The following is a 26251-nucleotide window of genomic DNA, read 5'->3' on the forward strand; positions in this document are numbered from 1 at the left end:
CACGTTGGATGTAAACCAATACTTAGATATCTTTTTAGATGAAAGCAGAGAACACTTACAAACTTGTAATGAAAAACTTCTTGATTTAGAAAAGAACCCAACCGACTTGCAGCTAGTGAATGATATATTCAGAGCAGCTCATACATTGAAAGGCATGAGTGCAACGATGGGCTTTGATGATATGGCTCACTTAACGCATCATTTAGAAAACATGTTTGATGCTATCCGTAATGAACAAATGATTGTCACTCCTGAGTCAATGGATACGATGTTCGAAGCACTCGATCATCTTGAAGCAATGGTTCAATCGATTGCAGAAGGAGGAGACGGGAAACGTGATGTCACTGAGATTAGTAAAAAGCTAGATGTGACAGGAAGCCATGCTGAGGCAGCTTCTAGCGTTGAAACAGCAGATGCATCAGCAGCTGCTAATGACTTAGATTATAACGAATTTGAACGAACGGTTCTTGATGAAGCGAGAGAGCAAGGCTTTAAATGCTATGAACTCAACGTGACATTAAGCGAAGCGTGCTTACTAAAAGCCGTTCGTGTCTATATGATTTTTGAAAGACTAAATGAAGCAGGCGAGGTTGTCAAAACCGTTCCGAATGCAGAGCTGTTAGAATCAGAAGATTTCGAATCAGAATTCAGCATTTCTTATCTTTCTAAACTGCCGATGGACGAAGTGCAGAAAATCGTCACGGCGATCTCAGAGGTTGAGAAGGTTGAGATCTCTGAAGTCTCCGCATTTGATGAAGCAGCTCCGGCTGAAAAACAAGAGGCGCAGCCTGAACAGAAAAAAGAAGAAGTCTCCGTTCCTGCTGCGAAAGCGCCAGCAAATGATGCACCAAAAGCAAATGGCAATAACGGTGCAGCTGCCGGCGGAACAAAAACAATTCGTGTCAACATCGACCGTCTAGATTCTCTAATGAATCTATTTGAAGAACTTGTGATTGATAGAGGCCGATTAGAACAGATTGCCAAAGAACTAGAAAATAACGAACTCACAGACACAGTCGAAAGAATGACACGTATTTCTGGAGACCTGCAATCAATCATCCTGAACATGAGAATGGTACCTGTGGAAACTGTCTTTAACAGATTCCCGCGTATGATTCGTCAATTGACGAAAGAGCTTAATAAGAAAATTGAACTTATTATTGAGGGTGCTGAGACAGAGCTTGATCGAACAGTGATCGACGAGATTGGAGATCCGCTCTTGCACTTACTTAGAAACAGTCTAGATCACGGGATTGAATCACCAGAAGAACGTGTGAAAAAAGGCAAGCCGGAAAAAGGTACGGTTCTATTAAAAGCGTATCATAGCGGAAACCATGTCTTCATTGAAGTAGAGGATGATGGAGGCGGGATTAACCGTAAAAAGGTGCTTGAAAAAGCATTAGAGCGCGGAGTTATTACAGAAAGAGAAGCAGAAACACTTGAAGATCATCAAATTGATTCATTGATCTTTGCAGCAGGATTCTCTACAGCTGACACGATTTCTGACATCTCAGGCCGCGGTGTAGGTCTTGACGTTGTGAAAAACAAGCTGGAATCACTTGGCGGATCTGTGAGTATTAACTCAACAGAGGGACAGGGCTCCCTATTCTCGATCCAGCTTCCGCTGACACTATCGATTATTTCCGTTCTTCTTGTAAAACTGGAAGAGGAAACATTTGCGATTCCGATTTCTTCTATTATTGAAACGGCTGTCATTAAGAAAAGTGACATCCTGCAAACGCATGATCGTGAAGTGATTGATTTCCGCGGATTTATCGTACCGGTCGTGTACTTGAAGAAACAATTCCACGTACCAAATGCGAATGAATTAGAGGAAGAGCTGCACATCATTGTTGTTCGTAAAGGAGACAAGCTGACAGCATTTGTGGTCGATTCATTTATTGGTCAGCAAGAGGTTGTATTGAAATCACTAGGAGATTATCTGCCAAACGTATTTGCGATATCCGGCGCAACGATCCTAGGTGACGGTCAAGTTGCACTCATCGTTGACTGTAATGCACTGATCAAGTAAAAAACAATAGAGGAGCGGTCTGAAATGAGTACAGATATCAAAACTGGCGAAAAGATGATTGTGTTTATCGTAAACAAAAAAGAATACGCCATTTCAGTATCAGAAGTAAAGTCCATTGAAAAATGGCAGCAGCCGACAAGAGTTCCTGGCGTTGCCCCTTATATATGCGGTGTTATTAATTTACGCGGTGTCGTGACACCTGTCATTGACCTGAGAGTCAGACTTGGTTCTACTGACAACGAGATTACAGATGAAACAAGAATGATCATTGTACAAGTTGGTGACATTGAAGTCGGCTGGATTGTTGATGAAGCAAATGATGTCATAACCGTCCATCAGGAAGAAGTAGAATCTTCTCCTGAATCTGCTGAAAAAGAAGGACAGTCATGGGTGACAGGTATTATTAAGCATGATCAGCGTCTTTTCAATATCATTCATGCCGGTGCTGTCCTCGACAAGAGCGTTCAAGGTGCACCTGTTCATTAAGGGGGATGTGAAATGAGCATTTTCAACGAAATTAAAGATGAACAGCTAGATATTTTAGGAGAGGTTGGGAATATCGGGGCAGGCCACGCAGCGTCTGCTCTTGCCAACCTATTGGATCGCAAAATTGATATGGCTGTTCCTTTTGTTAAGGTTCTCTCGTTTGAAGATTTAATGGATTTCTTTGGCGGTGCAGACCTTCCCGTTGCAAGCATTTTCCTGCGAATGGAAGGGGATTTAACCGGGTCAATCTTTTTCATTATGCCGTTTGAGCAAGCGGAGCAATTTGTAAGAGAGCTTGTCCAAGATCCGGCATTTGATATTGATACGATTCATGAACATGAGATGGGGACGTCAGCACTTCATGAACTGGGAAATATTTTAGCGGGCTCTTATTTATCAGCCCTTGCCGATTTAACAAAATTGCAGCTTTACCCAAGTGTTCCAGATGTCACGCTCGATATGTTCGGAGCTGTCATTAGTGAAGGGTTAATGCAATTCAGTCCTCTTGGTGATCAGGCGATTGTGATTGATACATCTATTTTTGATGATCAAAATAAGCAAGAGCTGAAAGGAAATATGTTTCTATTACCAGACTTTGAATCGTTTGAAAAACTTTTCAAAGCATTAGGTAACCTATAATGAACGTGCAAATTCCGGCAGTTGTAAAGGTTGGTATTGCGGATGTTCAGCTTGTCAAAACACCGGACCGCATTCGGACATCGGGTCTTGGTTCTTGCGTAGGGCTTGTCTTGTTTGATCAAGAGAAAAAGCTGGCAGGCCTTGTCCATGTTATGCTGCCAGACTCCTCTCTTTCAAAAGGGACGGTGGAGAACTTGGCTAAATATGCAGATACAGGTGTCAAGCATACAATTGATCTGCTCCTAAAAGCAGGCGCACGCAAACATGCGCTAAAGGCAAAACTTGCTGGCGGGGCGGAAATGTTTAAGTTTAAGTCAACCAATGATCTTATGAGAATTGGACCTAGAAACGTTTCAGCTGTGAAAGAACATCTGTCTCTTCATCATATCCCGATTATTAGTGAGGATACAGGCGGAAACAGTGGCCGTACGATTGAATTCGATCCGCTTACGGCAGAGCTTGAGATCCGTACTGTGAAGCAAGGCATTATGAAGATATAACTAAGGAAGTATAGGGGGATAAAGATGCAATCCTTAAATTACGAAGATCAGGCGCTATGGGCTAGATGGAAAGAGTGGAAAGACCCTGCTGCTGGAGATGATCTTATGCGCCGCTATATGCCGCTCGTCACATATCATGTTGGAAGAATTTCCATCGGTCTCCCGAAGTCAGTGCATAAAGAAGACTTGATCAGTCTAGGGATGCTCGGTTTATATGATGCCCTTGAAAAATTTGATCCCGGAAGAGATCTGAAGTTTGATACATATGCATCCTTCAGAATCCGCGGGGCCATCATCGACGGTCTTCGTAAAGAGGACTGGCTGCCTCGTACATCAAGAGAAAAAACAAAAAAAGTAGAAGCGGCTATTGAAAAGCTTGAACAGCGTTATTTGCGTAATGTGACGCCGACAGAGGTGGCTGAGGAACTCGGCATGAGTGAACAAGATGTTGTCACAACGATGAATGAAGGATTCTTTGCAAATCTGCTCTCAATCGATGAGAAGCTGCATGATCAAGAAGACGGAGAAAATGTCCAAGTCATGATTCGCGACGAGAAGTCTGTGACTCCAGAAGAGAAAATGCTGAAAGATGAATTAATTGAACAGCTTTCTGAAAAAATCACTGAGCTTTCAGAAAAAGAAAAGCTCGTGATCAGTCTTTTCTATAAAGAAGAACTGACATTAACGGAAATCGGTCAAGTGCTCAATTTATCTACCTCGCGCATTTCGCAAATTCATTCAAAGGCCTTGTTCAAGCTTAAGCATCTGCTTGATAAAGCCATTCAATCTTAAAGAGTTAGTGAGTGAAAAAATATGTTATGGCTGATTAGCTTCATGCTTCATGCTGCACTTATTTATTTTGTGATTATTTTATATACGAGAATGAATTCGCTGAAGGCAACAGAACAAAAACAGCGAGAACTTCTAGAAGAAACGGAAAATACCCTGGCTGCATTTTTGATGGAAGTCAAAGAAGAGAATGACAAGCTAACAAAAGTGGCAGCCGCTTCCCCTGATTTTTCTGCTGAAGAGCTGAAATCGGATCTTCAGACACCAAAGCAGCCACAACCACCAATTGAATCCCAGCAATCGGTCGAAAGTGAAGATCCCGTACCAGAGCACCTGTCGGCTCTCCTTAGTGAAGTTGAGGTGCAGGAAGAGAAGGTAAACGAACCCGTTCCACCACTTGAAACAGAGGCTTCTCTGCCTTCTGAAAGTGAAATAGAAGAAACATTCGAAAATCAAGTGAAGACCCTATATGATGAAGGGCGGTCACTAGAAGAAATAGCGAAAGAAATGAAAACTGGCAAGACAGAAATCGAGCTTTTATTAAAATTTAGCGGAAAGCTGTAAAGGATTCTTGATTGTCAGTCCATCATGTGTTATATTATTTCTTGGTGTTAAATACACACGCTTAATGATTCGTATGAAGGTGCTGCCGTGGCGCAGTTTTATGTGAACATGACTTAAGCGGAGGAAAAAAAACCATTATATTAGGAGGCAACAAAATGTCAGTTATTTCTATGAAACAATTGCTAGAAGCTGGTGTTCACTTCGGTCACCAAACTCGCCGTTGGAACCCAAAAATGAAGCGTTACATCTTTACAGAGCGTAACGGTATCTACATCATCGACCTTCAAAAAACGGTGAAAAAAGTAGAGGAAGCTTACAACTTCACGAAAAACCTTGCTGCTGACGGAGGAAAAATCCTTTTCGTTGGTACGAAAAAGCAAGCACAAGATTCAGTGAAAGAAGAAGCAATCCGTTCTGGTATGTTCTATGTGAACCAACGCTGGCTTGGTGGAACTTTAACAAACTTTGAAACAATCCAAAAACGTATTAAACGTTTAAAAGATATTGAAAAAATGCAAGAAAACGGTACATTCGAAGTTCTTCCTAAGAAAGAAGTCGTTCAACTGAAAAAAGAATTAGAGCGTCTTGAAAAATTCCTAGGCGGAATCAAAGACATGAAGAGTCTTCCGGATGCACTTTTCATTATCGACCCTCGTAAAGAGCGTATTGCAGTTGCAGAAGCTCGTAAATTGAATATCCCAATCATCGGTATCGTTGACACAAACTGTGATCCAGACGAAATTGATGTTGTGATCCCTGCAAACGATGATGCAATCCGTGCTGTAAAACTTCTAACTGCTAAAATGGCAGATGCAATTCTTGAGTCTAAACAAGGCGAAGAAGAAGCTGTTGTAGAAGAAACGACAGAAACTGAAACAACAACTGCGTAACCTATTCAAAAGGTGATAAGAGGGAAATGCCTTTTATCACCTTTTTTTCACCTAGTAATCCGTGTTTTAACATAGAAGGAGGAAATGTAAAATGGCAATTACTGCTCAATTAGTTAAAGAACTGCGTCAAAAAACTGGTGCAGGTATGATGGACTGTAAAAAAGCGTTAACAGAAACTGATGGTGACATCGAGAAAGCAATCGACCTTCTAAGAGAAAAAGGAATCGCAAAAGCTGCGAAAAAAGCAGACCGTATTGCGGCAGAAGGATTAACTCTTATCAAAACTGATGGCAACACAGGCGTCATCCTAGAAGTGAACTCTGAGACTGATTTCGTTGCGAAAAACGAAGGATTCCAAGCACTTCTTAACGAACTTGCTGATCATTTGCTTGCTGCTAAACCTGCAACAATTGAAGAAGCTCATGCTTCTAAAATGGAAAATGGTTCAACAGTTGAAGAGCATATCACATCTGCAATTGCGAAAATCGGAGAGAAAATCACTCTACGCCGTTTCTCTGTCATCACAAAAGAAGATAATGCTGCATTCGGTTCTTACCTGCACATGGGCGGACGTATCGGTGTGTTAGCTGTTCTTAACGGAACAACTGACGAAGAGCTTGCAAGAGACATCGCAATGCACGTTGCAGCTGTAAACCCTAAATACATTTCTCGTGACCAAGTGTCAGAAGAAGAAGCAAACCGTGAGCGTGAAGTATTAACTCAGCAAGCGCTTCAAGAAGGAAAGCCTGAAAACATCGTAGCTAAAATGGTAGAAGGCCGTCTAAACAAATTCTTCGAAGAAATTTGCTTACTTGACCAAGCGTTCGTTAAAAACCCAGATGAAAAAGTGAAACAAGTTGTAGCTGCGAAAAACGCAACTGTTCAAACTTATGTTCGCTATGAAGTGGGCGAAGGTATCGAAAAACGTCAAGACAACTTTGCTGAAGAAGTTATGAGCCAAGTGAAAAAATAATGTTTGAAAAGCTCTCTGGGGCTTTTTTAGGGGAGCACAAGCACTGTGTTCCCTATTTTTTAGAGGATATTGATTTACAAAAGGCAGTTTCTTACGCATAATAAGAGACGGTATAGTTTACACTTGGAGGTTATCATGAGCAAACCGAAATATAATCGCATTGTACTGAAGCTAAGTGGCGAAGCACTAGCGGGTGATGCTGGAAATGGAATTAACCCAACTGTCATTCAATCCATTGCAAAGCAAGTAAAAGAAATTGCAGAGCTTGATGTTGAAGTTGCAGTCGTTGTAGGCGGAGGAAACCTTTGGCGCGGAAAGACAGGCAGTGATCTAGGAATGGACCGTGCAACAGCAGACTACATGGGGATGCTGGCAACAGTGATGAACTCACTGGCGTTACAGGACAGCCTAGAAACGCTTGGCATTCAGTCTAGAGTGCAAACCTCTATCGAAATGAGACAGGTTGCAGAACCATACATAAGAAGAAAAGCGATCCGTCATCTTGAGAAGAAACGTGTCGTCATTTTTGCTGCTGGAACAGGTAACCCTTATTTCTCTACAGATACTACGGCAGCACTTCGTGCAGCAGAAATTGAAGCAGATGTCATTTTAATGGCGAAAAATAATGTAGATGGTGTCTACAGTGCTGATCCTCGTACAGATGCGGATGCAGTAAAATATGATAAGCTTTCATATCTTGATGTACTTAAAGAAGGGCTTGCTGTAATGGATTCTACTGCGTCCTCATTATGTATGGACAATGACATTCCATTAATTGTTTTCTCCATTATGGAAGAAGGAAATATTAAACGTGCCGTAAATGGCGAATCAATCGGAACGATCGTGAGGGGGAAATAACGTGTCAAAAGAAGTGTTGAACCAAACGAAAGAAAAAATGGAAAAAGCTGTACAAGCATACGGACGTGAGCTTGCAACTGTTCGTGCAGGCCGTGCAAATGCTTCACTGCTTGATAAAGTGACAGTTGATTATTACGGTGCACAAACACCTCTTAACCAAATTGCGTCAATCACAGTGCCAGAAGCACGTATGCTGATTATCACACCTTACGATAAAACAGCAATCGGTGATATCGAAAAAGCGATCCAAAAGTCTGATCTTGGCATCACGCCAACAAGTGACGGAAATGTGATCCGCATTGCGATTCCTGCGCTGACAGAAGAAAGACGTAAAGAGCTTGTGAAAGTAGTGAAAAAATACTCAGAAGAAGCAAAAGTAGCTGTTCGTAACGTTCGTCGTGATGCAAACGATGATTTGAAAAAGCTTGAGAAAAATGGGGAGATCACTGAAGATGAATTAAGATCATCGACAGAGGATGTCCAAAAATTGACAGATGAATATGTCGCTAAAATTGATGACGTGACGAAAGATAAAGAAAAAGAAATCATGGAAGTTTAAGAAAAAACTATGTACAATAGATAATAGTGAAAAGACCCTCTTCATGTTTACAGGGGGTTTTTTTGTTAATACTGTTGATGACTATATTATTAGCGGGAACGCAACCTTTTTGGGTGATGGAGGAATCTCATGCTCAATATACTCAAAAATTGGAAGAATCAGCAAACAGCAGCTTCCAACTTAGAAAGCCTGACAAAAGAAGACATATTAAATGGAGAAATTCCTGAACATATCGCCATTATCATGGATGGGAACGGAAGATGGGCGAAAAAACGTGCTCTTCCACGGGTAGCAGGTCATCATGAAGGAATGAAAGTCGTCAAGCGCATGACAAAGCTTGCAAATGAGCTGAATGTCAAAGTGCTGACTTTGTATGCTTTCTCTACGGAAAATTGGAAACGTCCAAAACTAGAAGTAGACTTTTTAATGAAACTTCCTGAAGAATTTTTAAACATCTACCTGCCTGAACTCATCGAGGAGAATGTCCGTGTGCGTTTAACAGGTGATCCAGACGGCCTCCCGCAGCATACGAAAAAAGCGGTAGAGAATGCAGTAAAGAGTACGGCAAATAACGACGGACTCGTTTTGAATTTTGCGCTCAACTACGGGGGGCGCACAGAAATCGTCTCCGCATGCAGACAAATTTCTGAAATGGTCAAAGAAGGTAAGCTTCAAGCAGAAGACATCACAGAAGAGATGTTTTCAGCTTATTTAATGACAGAATCTCTTCAAGATCCGGATTTGCTCATTCGCACGAGTGGAGAAATTAGATTAAGCAACTTTATGCTTTGGCAAATTGCTTACAGCGAGTTTGTCTTTACGGATGTGCTTTGGCCTGACTTTTCTGATGAGCACCTTATAGGCGCTATTGGAGAGTACCAGCGCCGCGGCCGGAGGTTCGGTGGAATTTAGAGGGTGGTGCAGATGAAACAAAGAATTTTGACGGGTGTTTTGGCAGCTGCAGTCTTTTTACTTGCTGTGATATATGGACAGATGCCATTTACCCTGCTGATTTATTTAATGGGAAGTGTCGCTCTCTTTGAGCTTTTAAGAATGAAAAAAATCTCGATTTTCAGCTTTCCTGGTATTGTCAGCTTAATATTGCTTTGGCTTTTAATGGGCGGAGACAACAGTTTCTTCCCAAACGTGGACGCATCAAAAATGCAGATTGCTTTATTCGCAGTCTTAATACTTTTAACTTATACAGTTTTGAGCAAAAACTCTTTCACATTCGATGAGGTTGCTTTTGTTGTATTAGCCACATTATATATTGGCGTTAGTTTCTATTATTTTATCCAAATTAGAGGCTTATATGGCATGAGTGCGATCTTCTTCGCAGCAGTGATTATTTGGTCTACTGACTCAGGAGCCTACTTTATTGGGAAATCTATGGGGAAACGAAAGCTTTGGCCTGAAATCAGCCCAAACAAAACAGTAGAAGGATTTATCGGCGGAATCGTCACAGCGGTCGTGTTGTCACTTGTGTTTCAGGCGGTTACAGGATTTTTGCCATCATATCTGCTTGTGATGTTTATTACTCTTTTACTCAGTATCTTTGGACAGCTTGGCGACCTAGTGGAATCTGCTTTAAAGCGTCATTATCACGTGAAGGATTCAGGGACAATTCTCCCTGGCCATGGCGGAATTTTGGACAGGTTTGACAGCTTTTTATTCGTTCTGCCGTTTTTATACTTACTGCTCGCAACGTTTGCCAGCTAACCTCATAGAAACTTATTGAACGAGAGAAGGAGTGGCAATTTGAAATATATTTCGCTATTAGGCGCAACAGGATCAATTGGAGAACAAACGTTAGATGTGATCAGGCAGCACCCGGACAAATTTAAGCTGAAAGCCATGACCTTTGGCAGAAATATAGCAAAAGCGATTCCGATCATTGAGCGCTTTCAGCCTGAATTCGTTGGCTGTGTAGACGAAGAAACCTATCGCATGCTAAAAAATCATTCATTTGCATACGGTGTGAAGCTGGCTGCTGGTGATGAAGCCAACATCGAGGCAGCGACCTATGATGCAGTGGACGTAGTGGTAAATGCACTTGTAGGAAGTGTTGGACTTGTTCCAACATTAAAGGCCATTGAACAAAAAAAGACGATTGCACTCGCAAATAAGGAAACACTTGTAACAGCTGGTCATATAGTAAAAGAGTACGCTAAAACATATGATGTACCTTTACTTCCTGTCGATAGTGAGCATTCCGCTATTTTTCAATGCCTGCAAGGTGAACAAGCTAAAAATATTGAACGCTTAATCGTGACAGCTTCAGGTGGTAGTTTCCGAGATAAAAAACGAACTGAACTTGAAGGTGTTACGGTTGAAGAAGCGCTGAACCACCCGAACTGGTCGATGGGAGCGAAAATCACCATTGATTCAGCGACGATGATGAATAAAGGGCTCGAGGTGATTGAGGCACATTGGTTGTTTGATATCCCTTATGAACAAATTGATGTGCTGCTACATAAAGAGAGCATTATCCATTCGATGGTGGAATTTCACGACAAAAGCGTCATGGCTCAGTTAGGGACACCTGACATGAGAGTGCCTATTCAATATGCACTCACATACCCTGACAGGGCGCCGTTACAAGAAGCGAAATCATTGAACCTTTGGGAGATTGGACAATTGAATTTCCAAAAAGCGGATTTTGACAGGTATCGCTGCTTACATTTTGCTTATGAATCAGGTAAAATAGGAGGGACAATGCCTGCTGTACTTAATGCAGCAAATGAAATAGCAGTCGATGCATTTCTGAAAGGCAAAGTAACGTTCCTGCAAATTGAAGAATTGATTGAAAAGGCACTAATTAGACATCATGTGATTTCAACGCCTAGTTTGCAAGATATCCATGAAGTGGACAAAGATACACGAGACTTTGTTCAATCAATCCTCACATAAGGTGGTATGTTCGTGAATACAGTGATTGCGTTTATTATTATTTTTGGAACGCTCGTTTTTTTCCACGAGCTTGGCCATTTAATTATGGCGCAGCGCGCGGGGATTTTATGCCGCGAGTTCGCAATTGGTTTTGGGCCGAAGATTTTCTCCTTTAAACGAAAGGAAACCGTTTATACCATTAGACTCCTCCCTATTGGCGGATTTGTGAAAATGGCTGGAGAAGACCCAGAAGTCATCGAAATTAAACCAGGTCATACAGTGGGGCTCTTATTCAATGAGCAAAATGAAGTAGAAAAGATCATTTTAAATGATAAAGAAAAATATCCTGATGCACTTGTCATCGAAGTGGAGCAGATCGATTTAGATCATGCCATGAGAATCTCGGGATATGAAGCTGGAAATGAAGATATTCTGACTGGCTACAATGTCAGTCAAACAAGCTTCTATATTGCAGATGGTGAAGAAATTCAAATTGCACCATACAATCGTCAATTTGGTTCAAAAACAGTTTGGCAGCGAATTAAAGCCATCGCAGCTGGACCAATTATGAACTTTATCCTGGCGTATGTGATTTTGGTTGCTTTAGGCTTTATCCAAGGGGTAACCGTTGATGATCCTGTACTCGGTAAGCTGACAAAAGATGGACGAGCGGCGGAAGCTGGACTGATGCAGGGAGATCACATCGTGTCCATTAACGGCGAGAAAATGAATTCTTGGACAGACGTCGTTCAAACAGTTCAAAAGAACCCTGAGAAAAAAATGAATGTCGTCATTGACCGAGACGGCAAAGAAAGTACTGTGCAGGTTGTACCAGAAGCTGTGAAAGCTGACGGAAAAAGCATTGGCCGTTTCGGATCATATCCGCCAACGGAAAATGGATTTTTGAAAGTCATTTCATCTTCAGGCACAACTGTCATTTCAACGGCAGGTCTGATCTTAACGAACTTGCAAAAAATTGTCACAGGACAATTTTCACTAGATATGTTAGCAGGTCCTGTTGGAATTTATGACATGACAGGAGAAGTAGCCAAACAAGGTGTGTTAACATTAATGCAGTTTGCGGCGTTCCTCAGTATCAACCTAGGCATCGTGAATTTGTTACCGATTCCTGCATTAGACGGAGGACGTTTACTATTCTTATTTGTTGAAGCCATTCGCGGTAAACCAATTAATCGTGAGAAAGAAGCACTTGTTGTCTTTATTGGTGTTGCTTTCCTCATGCTGTTAATGTTAGTGGTAACGTGGAATGACATTCAGCGGTTATTTTTATAAAAACCATTCTCTCTTGTTTCTCATTCCGGGAAACAAGAGTTTTTGTGAGAAGTCCTATTTCATAAATGAGGTGTAACGACATGAGACAATCCCTGACTTTCATTCCAACTCTTCGAGAGGTGCCGGCAGATGCTGAGGCAAAAAGCCATCAACTCTTAGTAAGAGCTGGATTTATTAGACAAAATACAAGTGGAATCTATCATTATCTGCCGCTTGCGCATAAAGTCATTCAGCATATTCAATCCATCGTCCGCAAGGAAATGGAAAAGGCAGGCGCAGCTGAGCTGTTAATGCCAGTGCTTCAGCAGGCAGAAATGTGGCAAGAGTCAGGAAGATGGTATACATACGGTCCAGAACTGATGCGTATGAAGGATCGCCATGGCCGCGAATTTGCGCTTGGTCCAACCCACGAAGAAGTGATTACATCACTAGTACGCAGTGAAGTGAAATCGTATAAGAAGCTACCTTTAACTCTATATCAAATTCAATCAAAATTCCGTGATGAACAGAGACCACGCTTTGGACTGCTGCGCGGACGTGAATTTATTATGAAGGATGCATACTCATTCCATTCTTCACCAGAAAGCCTTGACGAGACATACAACAAAATGTTTACAGCTTATTCTAATGTGTTCTCAAAAGTGGGTCTCAACTTTAGACCAGTCATTGCAGATTCTGGGGCAATGGGCGGAAAAGATACACATGAGTTCATGGCACTCTCAGAGGTCGGAGAGGATACCATCGCTTATTCTGATACTTCCTCATATGCTGCAAACATTGAAATGGCTGAGGCTGTATATCACGGAGAAGAAGCAAATCCTGTGGACTTCAAAGAGCTTGAAAAAGTCCACACGCCGCAAGCGAAAACAATTCAAGATGTGGCTGGATTTTTAGAAGTTGATCCTTCTGCATGCATGAAATCTGTTTTGTTTAAAGCAGATGATGCGTATGTTCTTATCCTTACTAGAGGCGATCATGAAGTAAATGATGTGAAAGTGAAAAACTTAGTAGGAGCACAGCTTGTCGAACTAGCATCACGCGAAGAAGTGCTAGAAGTCATTGGAACTGAGCCTGGATTTGTTGGACCTGTTAAACTGGAAGCAGAAGTCGATATTTATGCGGACCTTGCTGTGAAGGGAATGACAAATGCAGTCGCTGGTGCAAATGAAGCGGATTATCACTATGTCAATGTCAACCCTGCACGTGATGTGTCAGTGAAAGAATTCACAGATCTTCGCTTGATTCAAGAAGGAGATGTTTCTCCAGACGGGGAAGGCACCATCCAGTTTGCAAAAGGGATTGAAGTAGGACAAGTCTTTAAACTCGGCACTCGTTATTCTGAGTCAATGGATGCAACGTACCTTGATGAGAATGGACGGGCGCAGCCAATGATTATGGGCTGCTATGGCATCGGCATCTCTAGAACTCTTTCAGCGATTGTTGAACAGCATCACGATGAGAAAGGAATCATTTGGCCAGAAACAGTGGCACCATATGACCTTCACCTCCTTGCATTAAATATGAAAAACGATGCGCAAAAAGAATTGGCTGAAACGTTGTACGAGCGCTTAGAAGATGAAGGCTTTGACGTACTTTTCGATGACCGCCAGGAGCGTGCAGGAGTGAAATTTGCAGACAGTGATTTAATTGGACTGCCAATTCGCATTAGCTGCGGTAAACGTTCAGAAGAAGGTATTGTTGAAGTGAAGTTTAGAAAATCAGGTGAATCACATGAAGTATCTGTTAATGATCTGATTTCATTTATACGCCAAGCATAAAACGAACAAAAAAATGAAGGTACCTCCTGTAGAAAAGAGGTACCTTTCTGATTGAAAAAAGGAGGGTCCTGTCTTGGATGAACAATTACCGATCACACGGCGGCAATTTCATATATTACTCAATCAGATTCAAATGACAGATGATGACCTCAGTCGTTACTTTGAAGAAGGGGAAATCGTCAAATTGACGGTGCACAAGGCGTCGAAAACATGGCATTTCCTTTTTAAATTTAAGGCTCTTTTGCCTTACAAAGTATACGCCATGTTTCTCAGCAGACTGACAAATGCATTTTCTCATATTGCACAAATTACTTGTACGATTGAAGTGAGTGATCCGCACATCTCTGAAGATCTCGTACAATCGTACTGGTCACATTGTGTGGAAGAACTTCAAGGAATTTCTCCCCCAATCATCAGTTTGCTTCAGCAGCAAAAGCCATCGCTGTCTGGCCATAAAATCATCATTAAAACGAAAAGCGAAACAGAGGCACTCGCTATTAAGAAGAAGTACAGCCCGATGCTCCAGGCCGCATTTAAACAAGTAGGTTTTCCAGAACTGCAATTCGATACAGAAATTTTTGTATCAGATCAAGAGATTCAGAAGTTCAGAGAACAAAAGCTTGCTGAAGATCAAGAAAGAGCCATGCAAGCCCTCACTGAGATGGAGAAGAAAGAAAGTGAGGAGCAGGATGAAGCTCCATCAGGCCCTCTGATGATTGGCTATCAAATCAAAGACAATGAAGAAATTCGTACGCTTGACAGTATCATGGACGAGGAAAGAAGAATCACCGTTCAAGGCTACGTATTCGATGCAGAAACGCGTGAGCTGAAAAGCGGGAGAACGCTTTGTATCTTTAAGATCACTGATTATACAAATAGTATATTGATCAAAATGTTTGCAAGAGAAAAAGAAGATGCTCAGCTGATGAAATCATTGAAAAAAGGCATGTGGGTGAAAGCAAGAGGAAGCATTCAAAATGATACGTTTGTCAGAGATCTTGTCATGATCGCTAATGATGTCAATGAAATGAAACCGCAGCTGAAAGAAGATACAGCACCTGAGGGTGAAAAGCGTGTGGAGCTTCATTTACATTCACCTATGAGCCAAATGGATGCTGTCACTGGCATCGGCAGGCTTGTTGAACAAGCAAAAAAATGGGGACATGAAGCCATTGCTCTGACAGATCATGCCGTTGTACAATCCTTCCCGGATGCGTATGCAGCAAGTAAAAAGCATGGCATCAAAATGATGTACGGTGTGGAAATCAACTTAGTAGACGACGGGGTACCGATTGCATATAATCCAGAGCACCGCTTGTTAGAGGATGCGACATATGTCGTATTCGACGTAGAGACAACTGGACTTTCAGCCGTTTATGACACGATCATTGAGCTGGCAGCAGTGAAAATCAAAGGCGGGGAAATCATTGACCGCTTTGAGGCATTTGCAAATCCCCATCACCCGTTATCAGCGACAACCATCGAATTAACAGGTATCACCGATGATATGGTGAGAGATGCACCAGATGTCGTCGACGTCGTACGGGATTTCAAAGAATGGATTGGACAAGATATTCTTGTTGCGCACAATGCGAGTTTTGATATGGGCTTTTTAAATGCAGCGTATAAACGCCTCTTAAAAACAGATAAAGCGTCAAACCCTGTCATTGATACACTTGAACTTGGCCGTTTCCTTTACCCAGAATTTAAAAATCACCGGCTGAACACCCTCTGTAAAAAGTTTGATATTGAACTAACGCAGCATCACCGGGCGATTTATGATGCAGAGGCGACTGGCTATCTCATGCTGAAGATGCTAAAAGATGCGGCTGAAAAAGAGATTGCCTATCACGATCAATTGAATGAAAACATGGGGCAGTCGAATGCTTACCAGCGCTCACGTCCTTACCATGCAACTTTGATTGCTCAAAATGAGACAGGTCTTAAGAATTTATTTAAGCTTGTTTCACTTTCTCATATTCATTATTTCTACCGGGTTCCGCGGATTCCGCGCTCACAGCTTGAGAAATATCGAGAAGGTTTAATTGTTGGGTCTGCTTGTGATAAGGGTGAGGTATTTGAAGGAATGATGCAAAAGTCACCTGATGAGGTGGAAGACATTGCAGCATTTTATGACTATTTAGAGGTACATCCGCCAGAAGTGTATCAGCATCTGCTGCAGCTTGAGCTAGTTCGAGATGAACGTGCGTTAAAAGAAATCATCACAAACATTGTCAAACTTGGCGAAAAGCTGAATAAACCAGTTGTGGCGACTGGGAATGTACATTACCTGCATCCAGAAGACAAAATTTATCGTAAAATCTTAATTTCATCACAGGGTGGAGCGAATCCGCTGAACCGACATGAACTGCCAAAAGTTCATTTTAGAACGACAGATGAAATGCTCGAAGCGTTCTCCTTCCTAGGAGACGAAAAAGCGAAAGAGATCGTCGTAACAAATACGCAAAAAGTATCTAAGATGGTCGAAAGCATTAAACCTATCAAAGATGATCTTTACACACCAAAAATTGAAGGTGCAGATGAAGAAATACGGGAAATGAGCTATCAAATGGCGCGCAGTATCTACGGAGATGACCTGCCGAAAATCGTAGAAGACCGCATTGAGAAAGAATTAAAAAGTATTATCGGTCATGGTTTCGCCGTTATTTACTTAATCTCTCATAAGCTCGTAAAAAAATCACTTGATGATGGATATCTTGTTGGTTCAAGGGGATCTGTCGGATCATCTCTTGTTGCGACATTAACAGAGATTACTGAAGTAAATCCACTTGCACCTCATTATGTATGCCCAAGCTGTAAGCACTCTGAGTTCTTTAATGACGGATCTGTTGGTTCAGGCTTTGACCTTCCAGATAAAGACTGTCCTGAATGTGGAACGCCTTATAAAAAAGACGGACATGATATTCCGTTTGAAACGTTCTTAGGTTTTAAAGGAGACAAAGTCCCTGATATTGATTTGAACTTCTCAGGTGAATATCAGCCGATAGCGCATAACTATACGAAAGAGTTGTTCGGAGAAGAGTATGTATACCGAGCAGGTACGATTGGTACCGTTGCAGAAAAAACAGCATACGGTTACGTGAAAGGCTATGCAGGGGATCATAACCTTCATATGAGAGGTGCTGAAATCGACCGGCTTGTACAAGGCTGTACAGGGGTAAAACGGACAACGGGCCAGCATCCAGGCGGGATTATCGTTGTGCCGGATTATATGGACATTTACGATTTCTCACCTATTCAATACCCAGCAGATGCGACAGGTTCTGATTGGAAGACGACACATTTTGATTTCCATTCGATTCACGATAACTTGCTCAAGCTGGATATTCTTGGGCACGATGATCCAACGGTCATTCGTATGCTTCAAGATTTGAGCGGAATCGATCCAAAAACGATTCCAACAGATGACCCTGAAGTCATGAAGATTTTCCAAGGGACAGAGCCGCTAGGTGTAACAGAAGAGCAAATAGGCTGTAAAACAGGTACACTCGGTATCCCGGAATTTGGAACAAGATTTGTTCGGCAAATGCTAGAGGATACAAAACCAACGACCTTCTCAGAGCTTGTTCAGATTTCTGGACTCTCACACGGTACGGATGTATGGCTCGGAAACGCACAAGAGCTCATTCACAATAAAACGTGTGAACTAAGTGAAGTAATTGGGTGTCGTGATGATATTATGGTCTATCTCATCTATCAAGGCTTAGAGCCGTCACTTGCCTTTAAAATCATGGAATCTGTTCGTAAAGGAAAGGGGCTTCCTCCTGAATGGGAAGAAGAAATGAAGAATAATAATGTACCAAACTGGTATATTGATTCTTGTAAAAAGATCAAATACATGTTCCCTAAAGCCCACGCGGCTGCATATGTATTGATGGCTGTTCGTATTGCTTATTTCAAGGTGCATCATGCACTCCTGTACTATGCGGCTTACTTTACCGTTCGTGCGGATGACTTTGATATTGAAACGATGACAAAAGGATCGAATGCGATTCGAGCCGTTATGGATGATATTAATTCAAAAGGTTTAGATGCATCACCGAAAGAAAAGAACCTATTAACTGTGCTAGAGCTTGCGCTTGAAATGTGTGAAAGAGGCTACCACTTCAAAAAAGTGGATCTCTACCGCTCAAGTGCAACAGAGTTTATCATAGATGGAGACGGATTAATTCCGCCATTCAACTCGATCCCTGGACTCGGCACAAACGTTGCATTAAATATTGTCCGCGCGCGGCAAGATGGGGAATTCCTTTCAAAAGAAGATTTACAAAAGCGTGGAAAAGTCTCAAAGACTATTCTTGAGTATTTAGATCGTCAAGGCTGTTTAGAAGCACTTCCTGATCAAAATCAGCTTTCTTTATTCTAATGTGATGAATAAGTGCGCCCTTAAAAGGGCGTTCTTTTCTATATATACAATAATATTATTATGTTAACTAATAAAGATTTTTCACCAACTGGAATTATTTTCATATCCATTCATATATCTTGATTTAGCGTGATGTTTTAAGAGAAGAGATTGTATGTCATTCTTTCTACCCAAATAGAGCTCAAAAGAGAATTTCGCCGTCTGAAATGTTCTTAAGCGACATATGATCATTCTGGGTACAGTCAGAAGGAGAATCAAGAGAAAACTTCGATGAGCGTAAAGCTGATTGCTGTTTACTATGCTTATTTTTGAAATATATTTGATTCTTTTCAAAACTGTACAGATCACGAAACGAAGTATCAAAAGGAGGCGGTGCGTCTATTGATCAATGTTTCACTAAAAAGAAGGGGTGAGCAATAGAGAAATGGCATCTTACAACTATGTAGAGGTTTTACAAAAATCCATGCTTTTTTATGAAGCGCAGCGGTCAGGCCGGCTTCCGGAAAACAATCGTCTTAACTGGCGGGGAGATTCTGGGCTAGAGGACGGGAAGGATGTTGGGCATGATTTAACCGGCGGCTGGTATGATGCAGGAGATCATGTGAAATTTGGACTTCCGATGGCTTATTCAGCAGCCGTGCTTGCATGGACAGTATATGAATACCGGGAAGCTTATGAAGAGGCGGAGCTGCTTGATGAGATACTAGATCAAATCAAGTGGGCAACGGATTATTTTTTGAAAGCACATACGGGCCCGAATGAATTTTGGGCGCAAGTAGGTGATGGAAATGCTGATCATGCTTGGTGGGGACCAGCAGAAGTGATGCCGATGAACCGGCCAGCTTTTAAAATTGATGAACATTGTCCTGGAACAGAAGTAGCTGCCCAAACTGCGGCGGCTTTAGCAGCAGGTTCTATCATTTTTAAAGAAACAGATGCGTCTTATGCGGCAAAGCTTTTGACGCACGCCAAACAGCTATATGCATTTGCTGACAAGTATCGCGGCAAATATTCAGATTGTGTCACCAATGCGCAGCCATTTTACAACTCCTGGAGCGGCTATGTTGACGAACTGATTTGGGGCGGAATCTGGCTGTACTTGGCGACAAATGAAGAAACTTATTTAAACCAAGCATTAAAAGCGGTAGAGGAATGGCCGGAGGATTGGGATTATACGTTTACCATGTCATGGGACAATACTTTTTTTGCTTCACAAATCTTACTTGCAAGAATCACGAAAGAGAACAGATTTATAGAATCCACTGAGCGCAATCTTGATTACTGGACCACAGGCCTCGTTCAAAATGGAAAAGTAGAAAGAATCACCTATACGCCTGGTGGTTTGGCATGGCTAGATCAATGGGGTTCACTTCGTTATGCCGCCAATGCAGCATTTTTAGCCTTTGTTTATGCTGATTGGGTATCTGATCAAGAAAAGAAGAATCGATACCAATCGTTTGCGATCAAGCAAACTCACTATATGTTAGGTGATAATCCTCTGAATAGAAGCTACGTCGTTGGGTTTGGCCAGAATTCGCCGAAGCACCCGCATCATCGTACTGCACATGGCTCATGGTCTAACCAGCTGACAAACCCTCCAAATCACCGGCACACACTTTATGGAGCGCTTGTTGGAGGTCCTAATGCACAGGATCAATATGACGATGACATCTCTGATTATATATCAAACGAAGTGGCGACTGATTATAATGCCGCCTTTACTGGAAATATCGCCAAAATGGTGCAGCTCTTTGGTCAAGGCCAATCAAAGCTGCCAAATTTCCCGCCTAAAGAACAGGTGGAGGATGAGTTTTTTGTAGAGGCAGCTGTGATGCATAACGATACAACATCTACTCAAGTGAAAGCAGTGCTGTACAACAGGTCCGGCTGGCCGGCAAGAACCAGTCAAACACTCTCCTTCAGATATTACGTTAATCTGAGCGAGGTCTTTGCAAAGGGATTGACTGAAAAGGATATTCAGGTGACAGCAGCCTACAATGAAGGCGCTTCCTTATCGCCTTTAAAGGTATATGACGCATCAACCCGCGTCTATTTTGCAGAAATTGATTTTACCGGCGTAGCTATTTCTCCTAGAGGAGAATCTGAGCATAAGAAGGAAATACAATTTCGAATATCTGCTCCAAATGGATCGAATATATGGGATGCCTCAAATGATTATTCCTATCAAGGATTAACATCCACTATGCAAAAAACAACGAAGATTCCTGTCTTTGACGATGGTGCTTTAGTATTTGGCACACTTCCAGACAAATAAAAATCAACGATTTTATTGAAAGGGTGAAGGACTTGTCAAATAAAGAACGGTTTTTAACGCTTTATCATCAAATCAAAAGCGATGCGAATGGATATTTTTCACCAGAAGGAATTCCGTACCATTCAATCGAGACGCTCATTTGTGAAGCGCCTGATTACGGACATATGACAACTTCGGAAGCGTATAGCTATTGGCTATGGCTTGAGGTGCTGTACGGACATTACACAGGGGATTGGAGCAAATTAGAGGCAGCTTGGGACAATATGGAGAAGTACATCATCCCAGTCAATGAAGATGGGCATGATGAGCAGCCGCATATGAATGCTTATAATCCGTCCAGTCCAGCCACATATGCAGCAGAGAAACCATTTCCGGATCAATACCCAAGCCAATTAACCGGTGCCCGTCCTGCTGGTCAAGATCCAATTGATGGTGAATTAAAATCAACCTATGGATCGAATGAAACGTATTTAATGCACTGGCTCCTTGACGTAGATAACTGGTATGGCTATGGGAACTTGCTCAACCCATCACATACAGCCGCATATGTGAACACATTCCAGCGTGGTCCACAGGAATCTGTATGGGAGTCCATCCCTCATCCATCACAAGACGATAAATCTTTTGGTAAGCCGAATGAAGGCTTTATGAGCTTGTTCACAAAAGAAAATCAAGCTCCAGCTGCTCAGTGGCGTTATACGAATGCAACAGATGCTGATGCACGTGCGATACAAGCGATGTATTGGGCGAAGGAGCTCGGCTATAATCAGTCAGCTTATCTTGATAAAGCGAAAAAAATGGGGGATTTCCTTCGTTACGGCATGTACGATAAATATTTTCAAACGATTGGAAGCGGGAAGCAGGGGAATCCGTATCCTGGAAACGGAAAGGGTGCCTGTCATTACTTAATGGCTTGGTATACCTCTTGGGGCGGAGGACTTGGGGAGTATGCAAACTGGTCATGGCGTATTGGAGCGAGCCATTGTCATCAGGGATATCAAAATCCTGTCGCTGCTTATGCTTTATCCTCAGATAAAGGAGGCTTAAAGCCATCTTCTGCTACCGGGGCAAGCGATTGGGAAAAAACTTTAAAGAGACAGCTTGAATTTTACGTATGGCTTCAATCGAAAGAAGGAGCCATAGCAGGAGGCGCAACCAATAGCTGGAATGGAGACTATAGCGCTTATCCGGCGGGAAGAAGTACTTTTTACGATATGGCATATGAAGATGCGCCTGTTTACCTTGATCCACCATCAAATAACTGGTTTGGAATGCAGGCGTGGCCAATGGAGCGCGTAGCAGAGCTTTATTATATTTTTGTCAAAGATGGCGACAAAACATCTGAAAATGTCCAAATGGCCAAATCTGCCATAACAAAATGGGTCAACTATGCATTAGATTATATTTTTATCGGCAGCCGTCCTGTGTCGGATGAAGAGGGTTATTTCTTAGATGAGCAAGGACAGAGAATTCTAGGAGGAACAAATGTTTCGGTTGCTACAACAAGTGCGCCTGGAGAGTTTTGGCTACCTGGAAATATTGCTTGGAGCGGACAGCCTGATACTTGGAATGGATTCCAGTCTGCAACAGGAAATCCAAATTTAACAGCTGTCACAAAAGATCCAACTCAGGATACAGGCGTATTAGGGAGTCTTGCCAAAGCTTTGATTTTCTTTGCTGCAGCCACAAAGCTGGAAACAGGTGATTATACAGCGCTTGGTGCAAGAGCGAAAGATGCAGCCGCGCAGCTTCTAGAGGTTGCATGGAATTACAATGATGGCGTCGGCATAGTGACCGAGGAAGATAGAGAAGACTATGACCGTTTCTTTAGAAAAGAAGTGTATTTTCCAAATGGATGGAACGGGACATTTGGTCAAGGAAATCAGATTCCTGGAGCCAGCACCGTTCCTTCTGACCCGCAGCGAGGAGGGAATGGGGTCTATACGAGTTTTGCTGACCTTCGTCCGAAGATTAAACAAGATCCAGCGTGGTCTTCACTCGAAAGTAAATATCAGTCTTCATTTAATGAAGCTACAGGCAAATGGGAGAATGGCGCACCAGTTTTCACTTATCACCGCTTCTGGTCTCAAGTGGATATGGCCACTGCCTATGCTGAATATCATCGTCTGATCAACTAAGAGATCAAAGGTCAAATTCAAGCTGTCGGCTTCTAGCCGGCAGTTTGAATAGAAAATATTAACAATCCAATGAAGATAAGGGTGAGTTTATATGGTCAAAGAAAGAAGTTTTCTTCATCATTCATTCAATAGGGGCGAAAATGGACAGGACAGTCTGATGTGGAAAAAAGAGGCGGATGATCGAATCTCAGAGCATAGACAAAGAGATCTTGTGATCAACGTAACAAACGGTGAAAAAAAGCCAATAGCAGGTATAGAGGTTGAAATAAAGCAAATCAGACATGAATTCGCCTTTGGTTCAGCGATGAATGATCAAGTGTTATTTAATCAACAATATGCTGATTTTTTCGTGAAGTATTTTAATTGGGCTGTTTTTGAAAATGAGGCAAAATGGTATGCGAATGAGCCACAAAGAGGGAGAATCACCTACGAAAAAGCAGATGCGATGCTGAATTTTGCAGATCGACATCAGCTTCCAGTGAGAGGGCACGCTTTGTTTTGGGAGGTAGAGGATGCGAATCCAAGCTGGCTAAGGTCACTGCCAAATCATGAAGTATATGAAGCCATGAAAAACCGGCTTGAGCATGCGGGCAATCACTTTAAGGGAAGGTTCCGTCATTGGGATGTAAACAATGAAATGATGCATGGTTCATTTTTTAAAGATCGCTTTGGGAAAAATATTTGGAAGTGGATGTATGAAGAAACGAAAAAAATTGACCCTCAAGCACTATTGTTTGTGAATGATTATAATGTGATCTCATATGGTGAACACCATGCCTATAAAGCGCATATCAATGAACTGCGTCAGTTAGGCGCACCTATTGAGGCGATTGGGGTTCAAGGCCATTTTGAAGAACGGGTCGATCCAGTCATTGTCAAAGAGAGACTCGATGTGCTTGCTGAGCTAGGTCTTCCAATATGGGTCACAGAGTACGATTCGGTTCACCCTGACCCTAATCGAAGAGCGGATAACCTGGAAGCTTTATATCGCGTCGCATTTAGTCATCCAGCCGTAAAAGGAGTGCTGATGTGGGGATTTTGGGCAGGTGCCCATTGGAGAGGGGAAAATGCAGCCATCGTGAATTATGATTGGTCTTTAAATGAAGCAGGAAGACGTTATGAAAAGCTTCTAAATGAGTGGACGACCCAAAGAATTGAAAAAACAGATGCTAATGGCCATGTGAGATGTCCAGCATTTCACGGAACATATGAGGTTCGAATCGGTAAAGAAAGTAAAATGTTGAAACAGCAGACGATTGAACTTGATTCAAATGAACAAACACCGTTTCAACTAGACGTGATCCTGCCTCAAGAAGGATAGAGATAGATTGTGAGGAGAATGTAAATGAAAAAGTGGGCTCAAAGAGTATCTTGCTTCATACTTGTGGCCGCTATATGGTCCGGCTGGTTTTCGCTTACGATTAAAGCGGCCGCTTATGTGCAGACGTCTGGTACACAATTTACGCTGAACAATCAACCATTTTACTTCGCCGGCACAAATAATTACTATTTCCATTACAAATCTAAAAAAATGGTAGATGCTGTGTTCGATGATATGAAAGCAATGAATTTAAAGGTCATACGGATTTGGGGCTTTCACGACGGGGCCCCTCAAGAAAACTCAGTCTTACAATCTAGTCCAGGGGTCTATGAAGAATCGGGATTTCAAAAACTAGATTATGCCATTTATAAAGCAGGAAAGGAAGGAATAAAGCTTGTCATCCCACTAGTGAACAATTGGGATGACTTCGGCGGTATGAATCAATATGTGAAGTGGTTCGGGGCAGGATCGCATGATACCTTTTATACAGATCCTCGTATTCAAAAGGCTTACAAAAATTATGTCCGCTATGTATTAGAAAGAACCAATACGTATACAGGTGTTCAATATAAAGACGACCCAGCTATTATGACGTGGGAATTAGCCAACGAGCCGCGGATGCAGTCAGATCCAACGGGAAATGGACTAGTCAAATGGGCAGATGAAATGAGTACATGGATCAAATCGCTTGATCGTCACCACCTTGTTGCAGTAGGAGATGAAGGATTCTTTCGTATACCAGGACATGAAGATTGGTTTTACGGAGGAGGGGAAGGCGTCGATTGGGACCGTCTAACATCTCTTCCTAATATCGATTATGGAACCTATCATCTGTACCCAGATCACTGGAACAAGTCTGCTGTCTGGGGAGTGAAATGGATCGAAGACCATATCACCCGCGGAAATTCAATCGGAAAACCAGTTGTGCTAGAAGAGTTTGGCTACCAAAATCAATCAGCTCGTCCAGACGTATATCAAAGCTGGCTGTCAGCGGTAGAGCGGCTTGGAGGTGCTGGCAGTCAATTTTGGATTTTAACAAGCATTCAGGACGATGACTCGCTCTATCCGGATTATGACGGATTCCGCATCATAAAAGGGAGCAGGGAGGCAGCACTTATCAGTGAACATGCGAAAAGAATGAATGAAAAAAACCGATGATGAATGCCTGCTGAATAAGGAACTTCATTTGCATAAAAAAATTGGATATGGTATAGTTTTTATGGAAATGCTAACGATTACCGAGACAAGAGTGGGGAAACCCGCTCTTTTGTATTGAACAGGCAATTTTTGTCTCGACATTATTCATCCGTTTTCTGCTCCCCCTGCTCACATAAAGCAGGGTTTTTATGCAGAATGATTGATAAGAGCGTTTATCGAAAGCACAAGGAGGAAGAGAATGAGCAAAAAAGTAGTGGATGTCGTAAGCGAAATGGTGCAGCCAATTTTAGATGGCTTACAGCTTGAACTCGTTGATGTTGAATTTGTCAAAGAGGGTCAAAACTGGTTCCTTCGCGTGTTTATTGACTCTGATAAAGGTGTCGATATCGAAGAGTGTGCCAAAGTGAGCGAAGCCTTGAGCGAAAAGCTTGATGAGGCAGATCCGATTAGCCAAAACTACTTTCTTGAAGTGTCCTCTCCTGGAGCGGAGCGCCCATTAAAGAAAAAAGCTGATTTTGAAAAAGCACTTGGAAAAAATGTTTTCATGAAAACATATGAACCAATTGATGGTGAAAAAGCATTTGAAGGTGAGCTTACAAGCTTTGATGGTGAGATTGCAACAGTGACAGTGAAGATCAAGACAAGAAAGAAAGAGATCAATATTCCATACGAAAAAATAGCTAACGCAAGATTAGCAGTTTCGTTCAATTAACCTTTTCATT

General features: G+C 42.1%; 21 protein-coding genes. All 21 read left to right on the forward strand.

What is annotated here, in order from left to right; translation table 11 throughout:
• Positions 1-4: 4 nt before the first annotated feature.
• Entirely contained in the window at positions 5-2032 is a 2028-nt protein-coding gene (locus NSQ72_RS07905) for a chemotaxis protein CheA (protein ID WP_039178565.1), read from the forward strand.
• A 24-nt stretch (positions 2033-2056) separates the two neighbouring features.
• The gene (locus NSQ72_RS07910; protein ID WP_024424157.1) at positions 2057-2518 is read left to right on the forward strand and encodes a chemotaxis protein CheW; all 462 of its coding nucleotides are present in this window, start codon (positions 2057-2059) and stop codon (positions 2516-2518) included.
• 12 nt (positions 2519-2530) lie between these two features.
• Positions 2531-3157 (forward strand): chemotaxis protein CheC, encoded by a 627-nt coding sequence (locus tag NSQ72_RS07915; protein WP_024424156.1) that lies wholly within the window; start codon positions 2531-2533, stop codon positions 3155-3157.
• Positions 3157-3657 (forward strand): chemotaxis protein CheD, encoded by a 501-nt coding sequence (locus tag NSQ72_RS07920; protein WP_039178568.1) that lies wholly within the window; start codon positions 3157-3159, stop codon positions 3655-3657. The genes NSQ72_RS07915 and NSQ72_RS07920 overlap by 1 nt, the downstream gene beginning before the upstream one ends.
• A gap of 24 nt (positions 3658-3681) precedes the next feature.
• On the forward strand, positions 3682-4449 hold the full coding sequence (locus NSQ72_RS07925) for a FliA/WhiG family RNA polymerase sigma factor (RefSeq protein ID WP_024424154.1): 768 nt from the start codon (positions 3682-3684) through the stop codon (positions 4447-4449).
• 21 nt (positions 4450-4470) lie between these two features.
• Positions 4471-5010 (forward strand): hypothetical protein, encoded by a 540-nt coding sequence (locus NSQ72_RS07930; RefSeq protein WP_064498448.1) that lies wholly within the window; start codon positions 4471-4473, stop codon positions 5008-5010.
• Between the two features lie 155 nt (positions 5011-5165).
• On the forward strand, positions 5166-5900 hold the full coding sequence (gene rpsB, locus NSQ72_RS07935) for a 30S ribosomal protein S2 (protein WP_024426991.1): 735 nt from the start codon (positions 5166-5168) through the stop codon (positions 5898-5900).
• 91 nt (positions 5901-5991) lie between these two features.
• Positions 5992-6873: a translation elongation factor Ts gene (gene tsf / locus NSQ72_RS07940; protein WP_034281801.1), complete on the forward strand. Its 882-nt coding sequence runs from the start codon at positions 5992-5994 to the stop codon at positions 6871-6873.
• A gap of 135 nt (positions 6874-7008) precedes the next feature.
• Entirely contained in the window at positions 7009-7731 is a 723-nt protein-coding gene (pyrH, locus tag NSQ72_RS07945; RefSeq protein ID WP_008344767.1) for a UMP kinase, read from the forward strand.
• A 1-nt stretch (position 7732) separates the two neighbouring features.
• Positions 7733-8290, forward strand: a complete 558-nt coding sequence (gene frr, locus NSQ72_RS07950) for a ribosome recycling factor (protein WP_024424150.1) — start codon at positions 7733-7735, stop codon at positions 8288-8290.
• Between the two features lie 129 nt (positions 8291-8419).
• Complete coding sequence (locus NSQ72_RS07955) at positions 8420-9202, forward strand: isoprenyl transferase (RefSeq protein ID WP_039178577.1); 783 nt, start codon at positions 8420-8422, stop codon at positions 9200-9202.
• Between the two features lie 12 nt (positions 9203-9214).
• Positions 9215-10009, forward strand: coding sequence for a phosphatidate cytidylyltransferase (locus NSQ72_RS07960; protein ID WP_024424148.1), 795 nt, complete (start codon positions 9215-9217; stop codon positions 10007-10009).
• A 39-nt stretch (positions 10010-10048) separates the two neighbouring features.
• Positions 10049-11200, forward strand: coding sequence for a 1-deoxy-D-xylulose-5-phosphate reductoisomerase (dxr, locus tag NSQ72_RS07965; RefSeq protein WP_039178581.1), 1152 nt, complete (start codon positions 10049-10051; stop codon positions 11198-11200).
• 6 nt (positions 11201-11206) lie between these two features.
• On the forward strand, positions 11207-12472 hold the full coding sequence (gene rseP / locus NSQ72_RS07970) for an RIP metalloprotease RseP (protein WP_087975441.1): 1266 nt from the start codon (positions 11207-11209) through the stop codon (positions 12470-12472).
• Between the two features lie 80 nt (positions 12473-12552).
• Positions 12553-14250: a proline--tRNA ligase gene (locus NSQ72_RS07975; RefSeq protein ID WP_341083739.1), complete on the forward strand. Its 1698-nt coding sequence runs from the start codon at positions 12553-12555 to the stop codon at positions 14248-14250.
• Between the two features lie 73 nt (positions 14251-14323).
• Positions 14324-18637, forward strand: a complete 4314-nt coding sequence (locus tag NSQ72_RS07980; RefSeq protein WP_445285741.1) for a PolC-type DNA polymerase III — start codon at positions 14324-14326, stop codon at positions 18635-18637.
• 424 nt (positions 18638-19061) lie between these two features.
• Positions 19062-20912 carry a glycoside hydrolase family 9 protein gene (locus NSQ72_RS07985; protein ID WP_064498451.1) on the forward strand — a complete coding sequence of 617 codons (1851 nt, stop codon included), beginning with the start codon at positions 19062-19064 and terminating at the stop codon, positions 20910-20912.
• Between the two features lie 32 nt (positions 20913-20944).
• Positions 20945-23050, forward strand: a complete 2106-nt coding sequence (locus NSQ72_RS07990) for a glycoside hydrolase family 48 protein (RefSeq protein WP_047202176.1) — start codon at positions 20945-20947, stop codon at positions 23048-23050.
• A gap of 91 nt (positions 23051-23141) precedes the next feature.
• Complete coding sequence (locus NSQ72_RS07995; RefSeq protein ID WP_039178603.1) at positions 23142-24371, forward strand: endo-1,4-beta-xylanase; 1230 nt, start codon at positions 23142-23144, stop codon at positions 24369-24371.
• A 24-nt stretch (positions 24372-24395) separates the two neighbouring features.
• The gene (locus tag NSQ72_RS08000) at positions 24396-25529 is read left to right on the forward strand and encodes a glycoside hydrolase 5 family protein (protein WP_073979498.1); all 1134 of its coding nucleotides are present in this window, start codon (positions 24396-24398) and stop codon (positions 25527-25529) included.
• A 238-nt stretch (positions 25530-25767) separates the two neighbouring features.
• A complete protein-coding gene (rimP, locus tag NSQ72_RS08005) occupies positions 25768-26241 on the forward strand; it encodes a ribosome maturation factor RimP (protein WP_003211398.1) in 474 nt (157 codons plus the stop codon).
• The last annotated feature ends 10 nt before the right edge of the window (positions 26242-26251 follow it).

Origin of the sequence: Bacillus sp. FSL R5-0659 (assembly GCF_038008785.1) — a bacterium.
Classification (GTDB): domain Bacteria; phylum Bacillota; class Bacilli; order Bacillales; family Bacillaceae; genus Bacillus; species Bacillus safensis.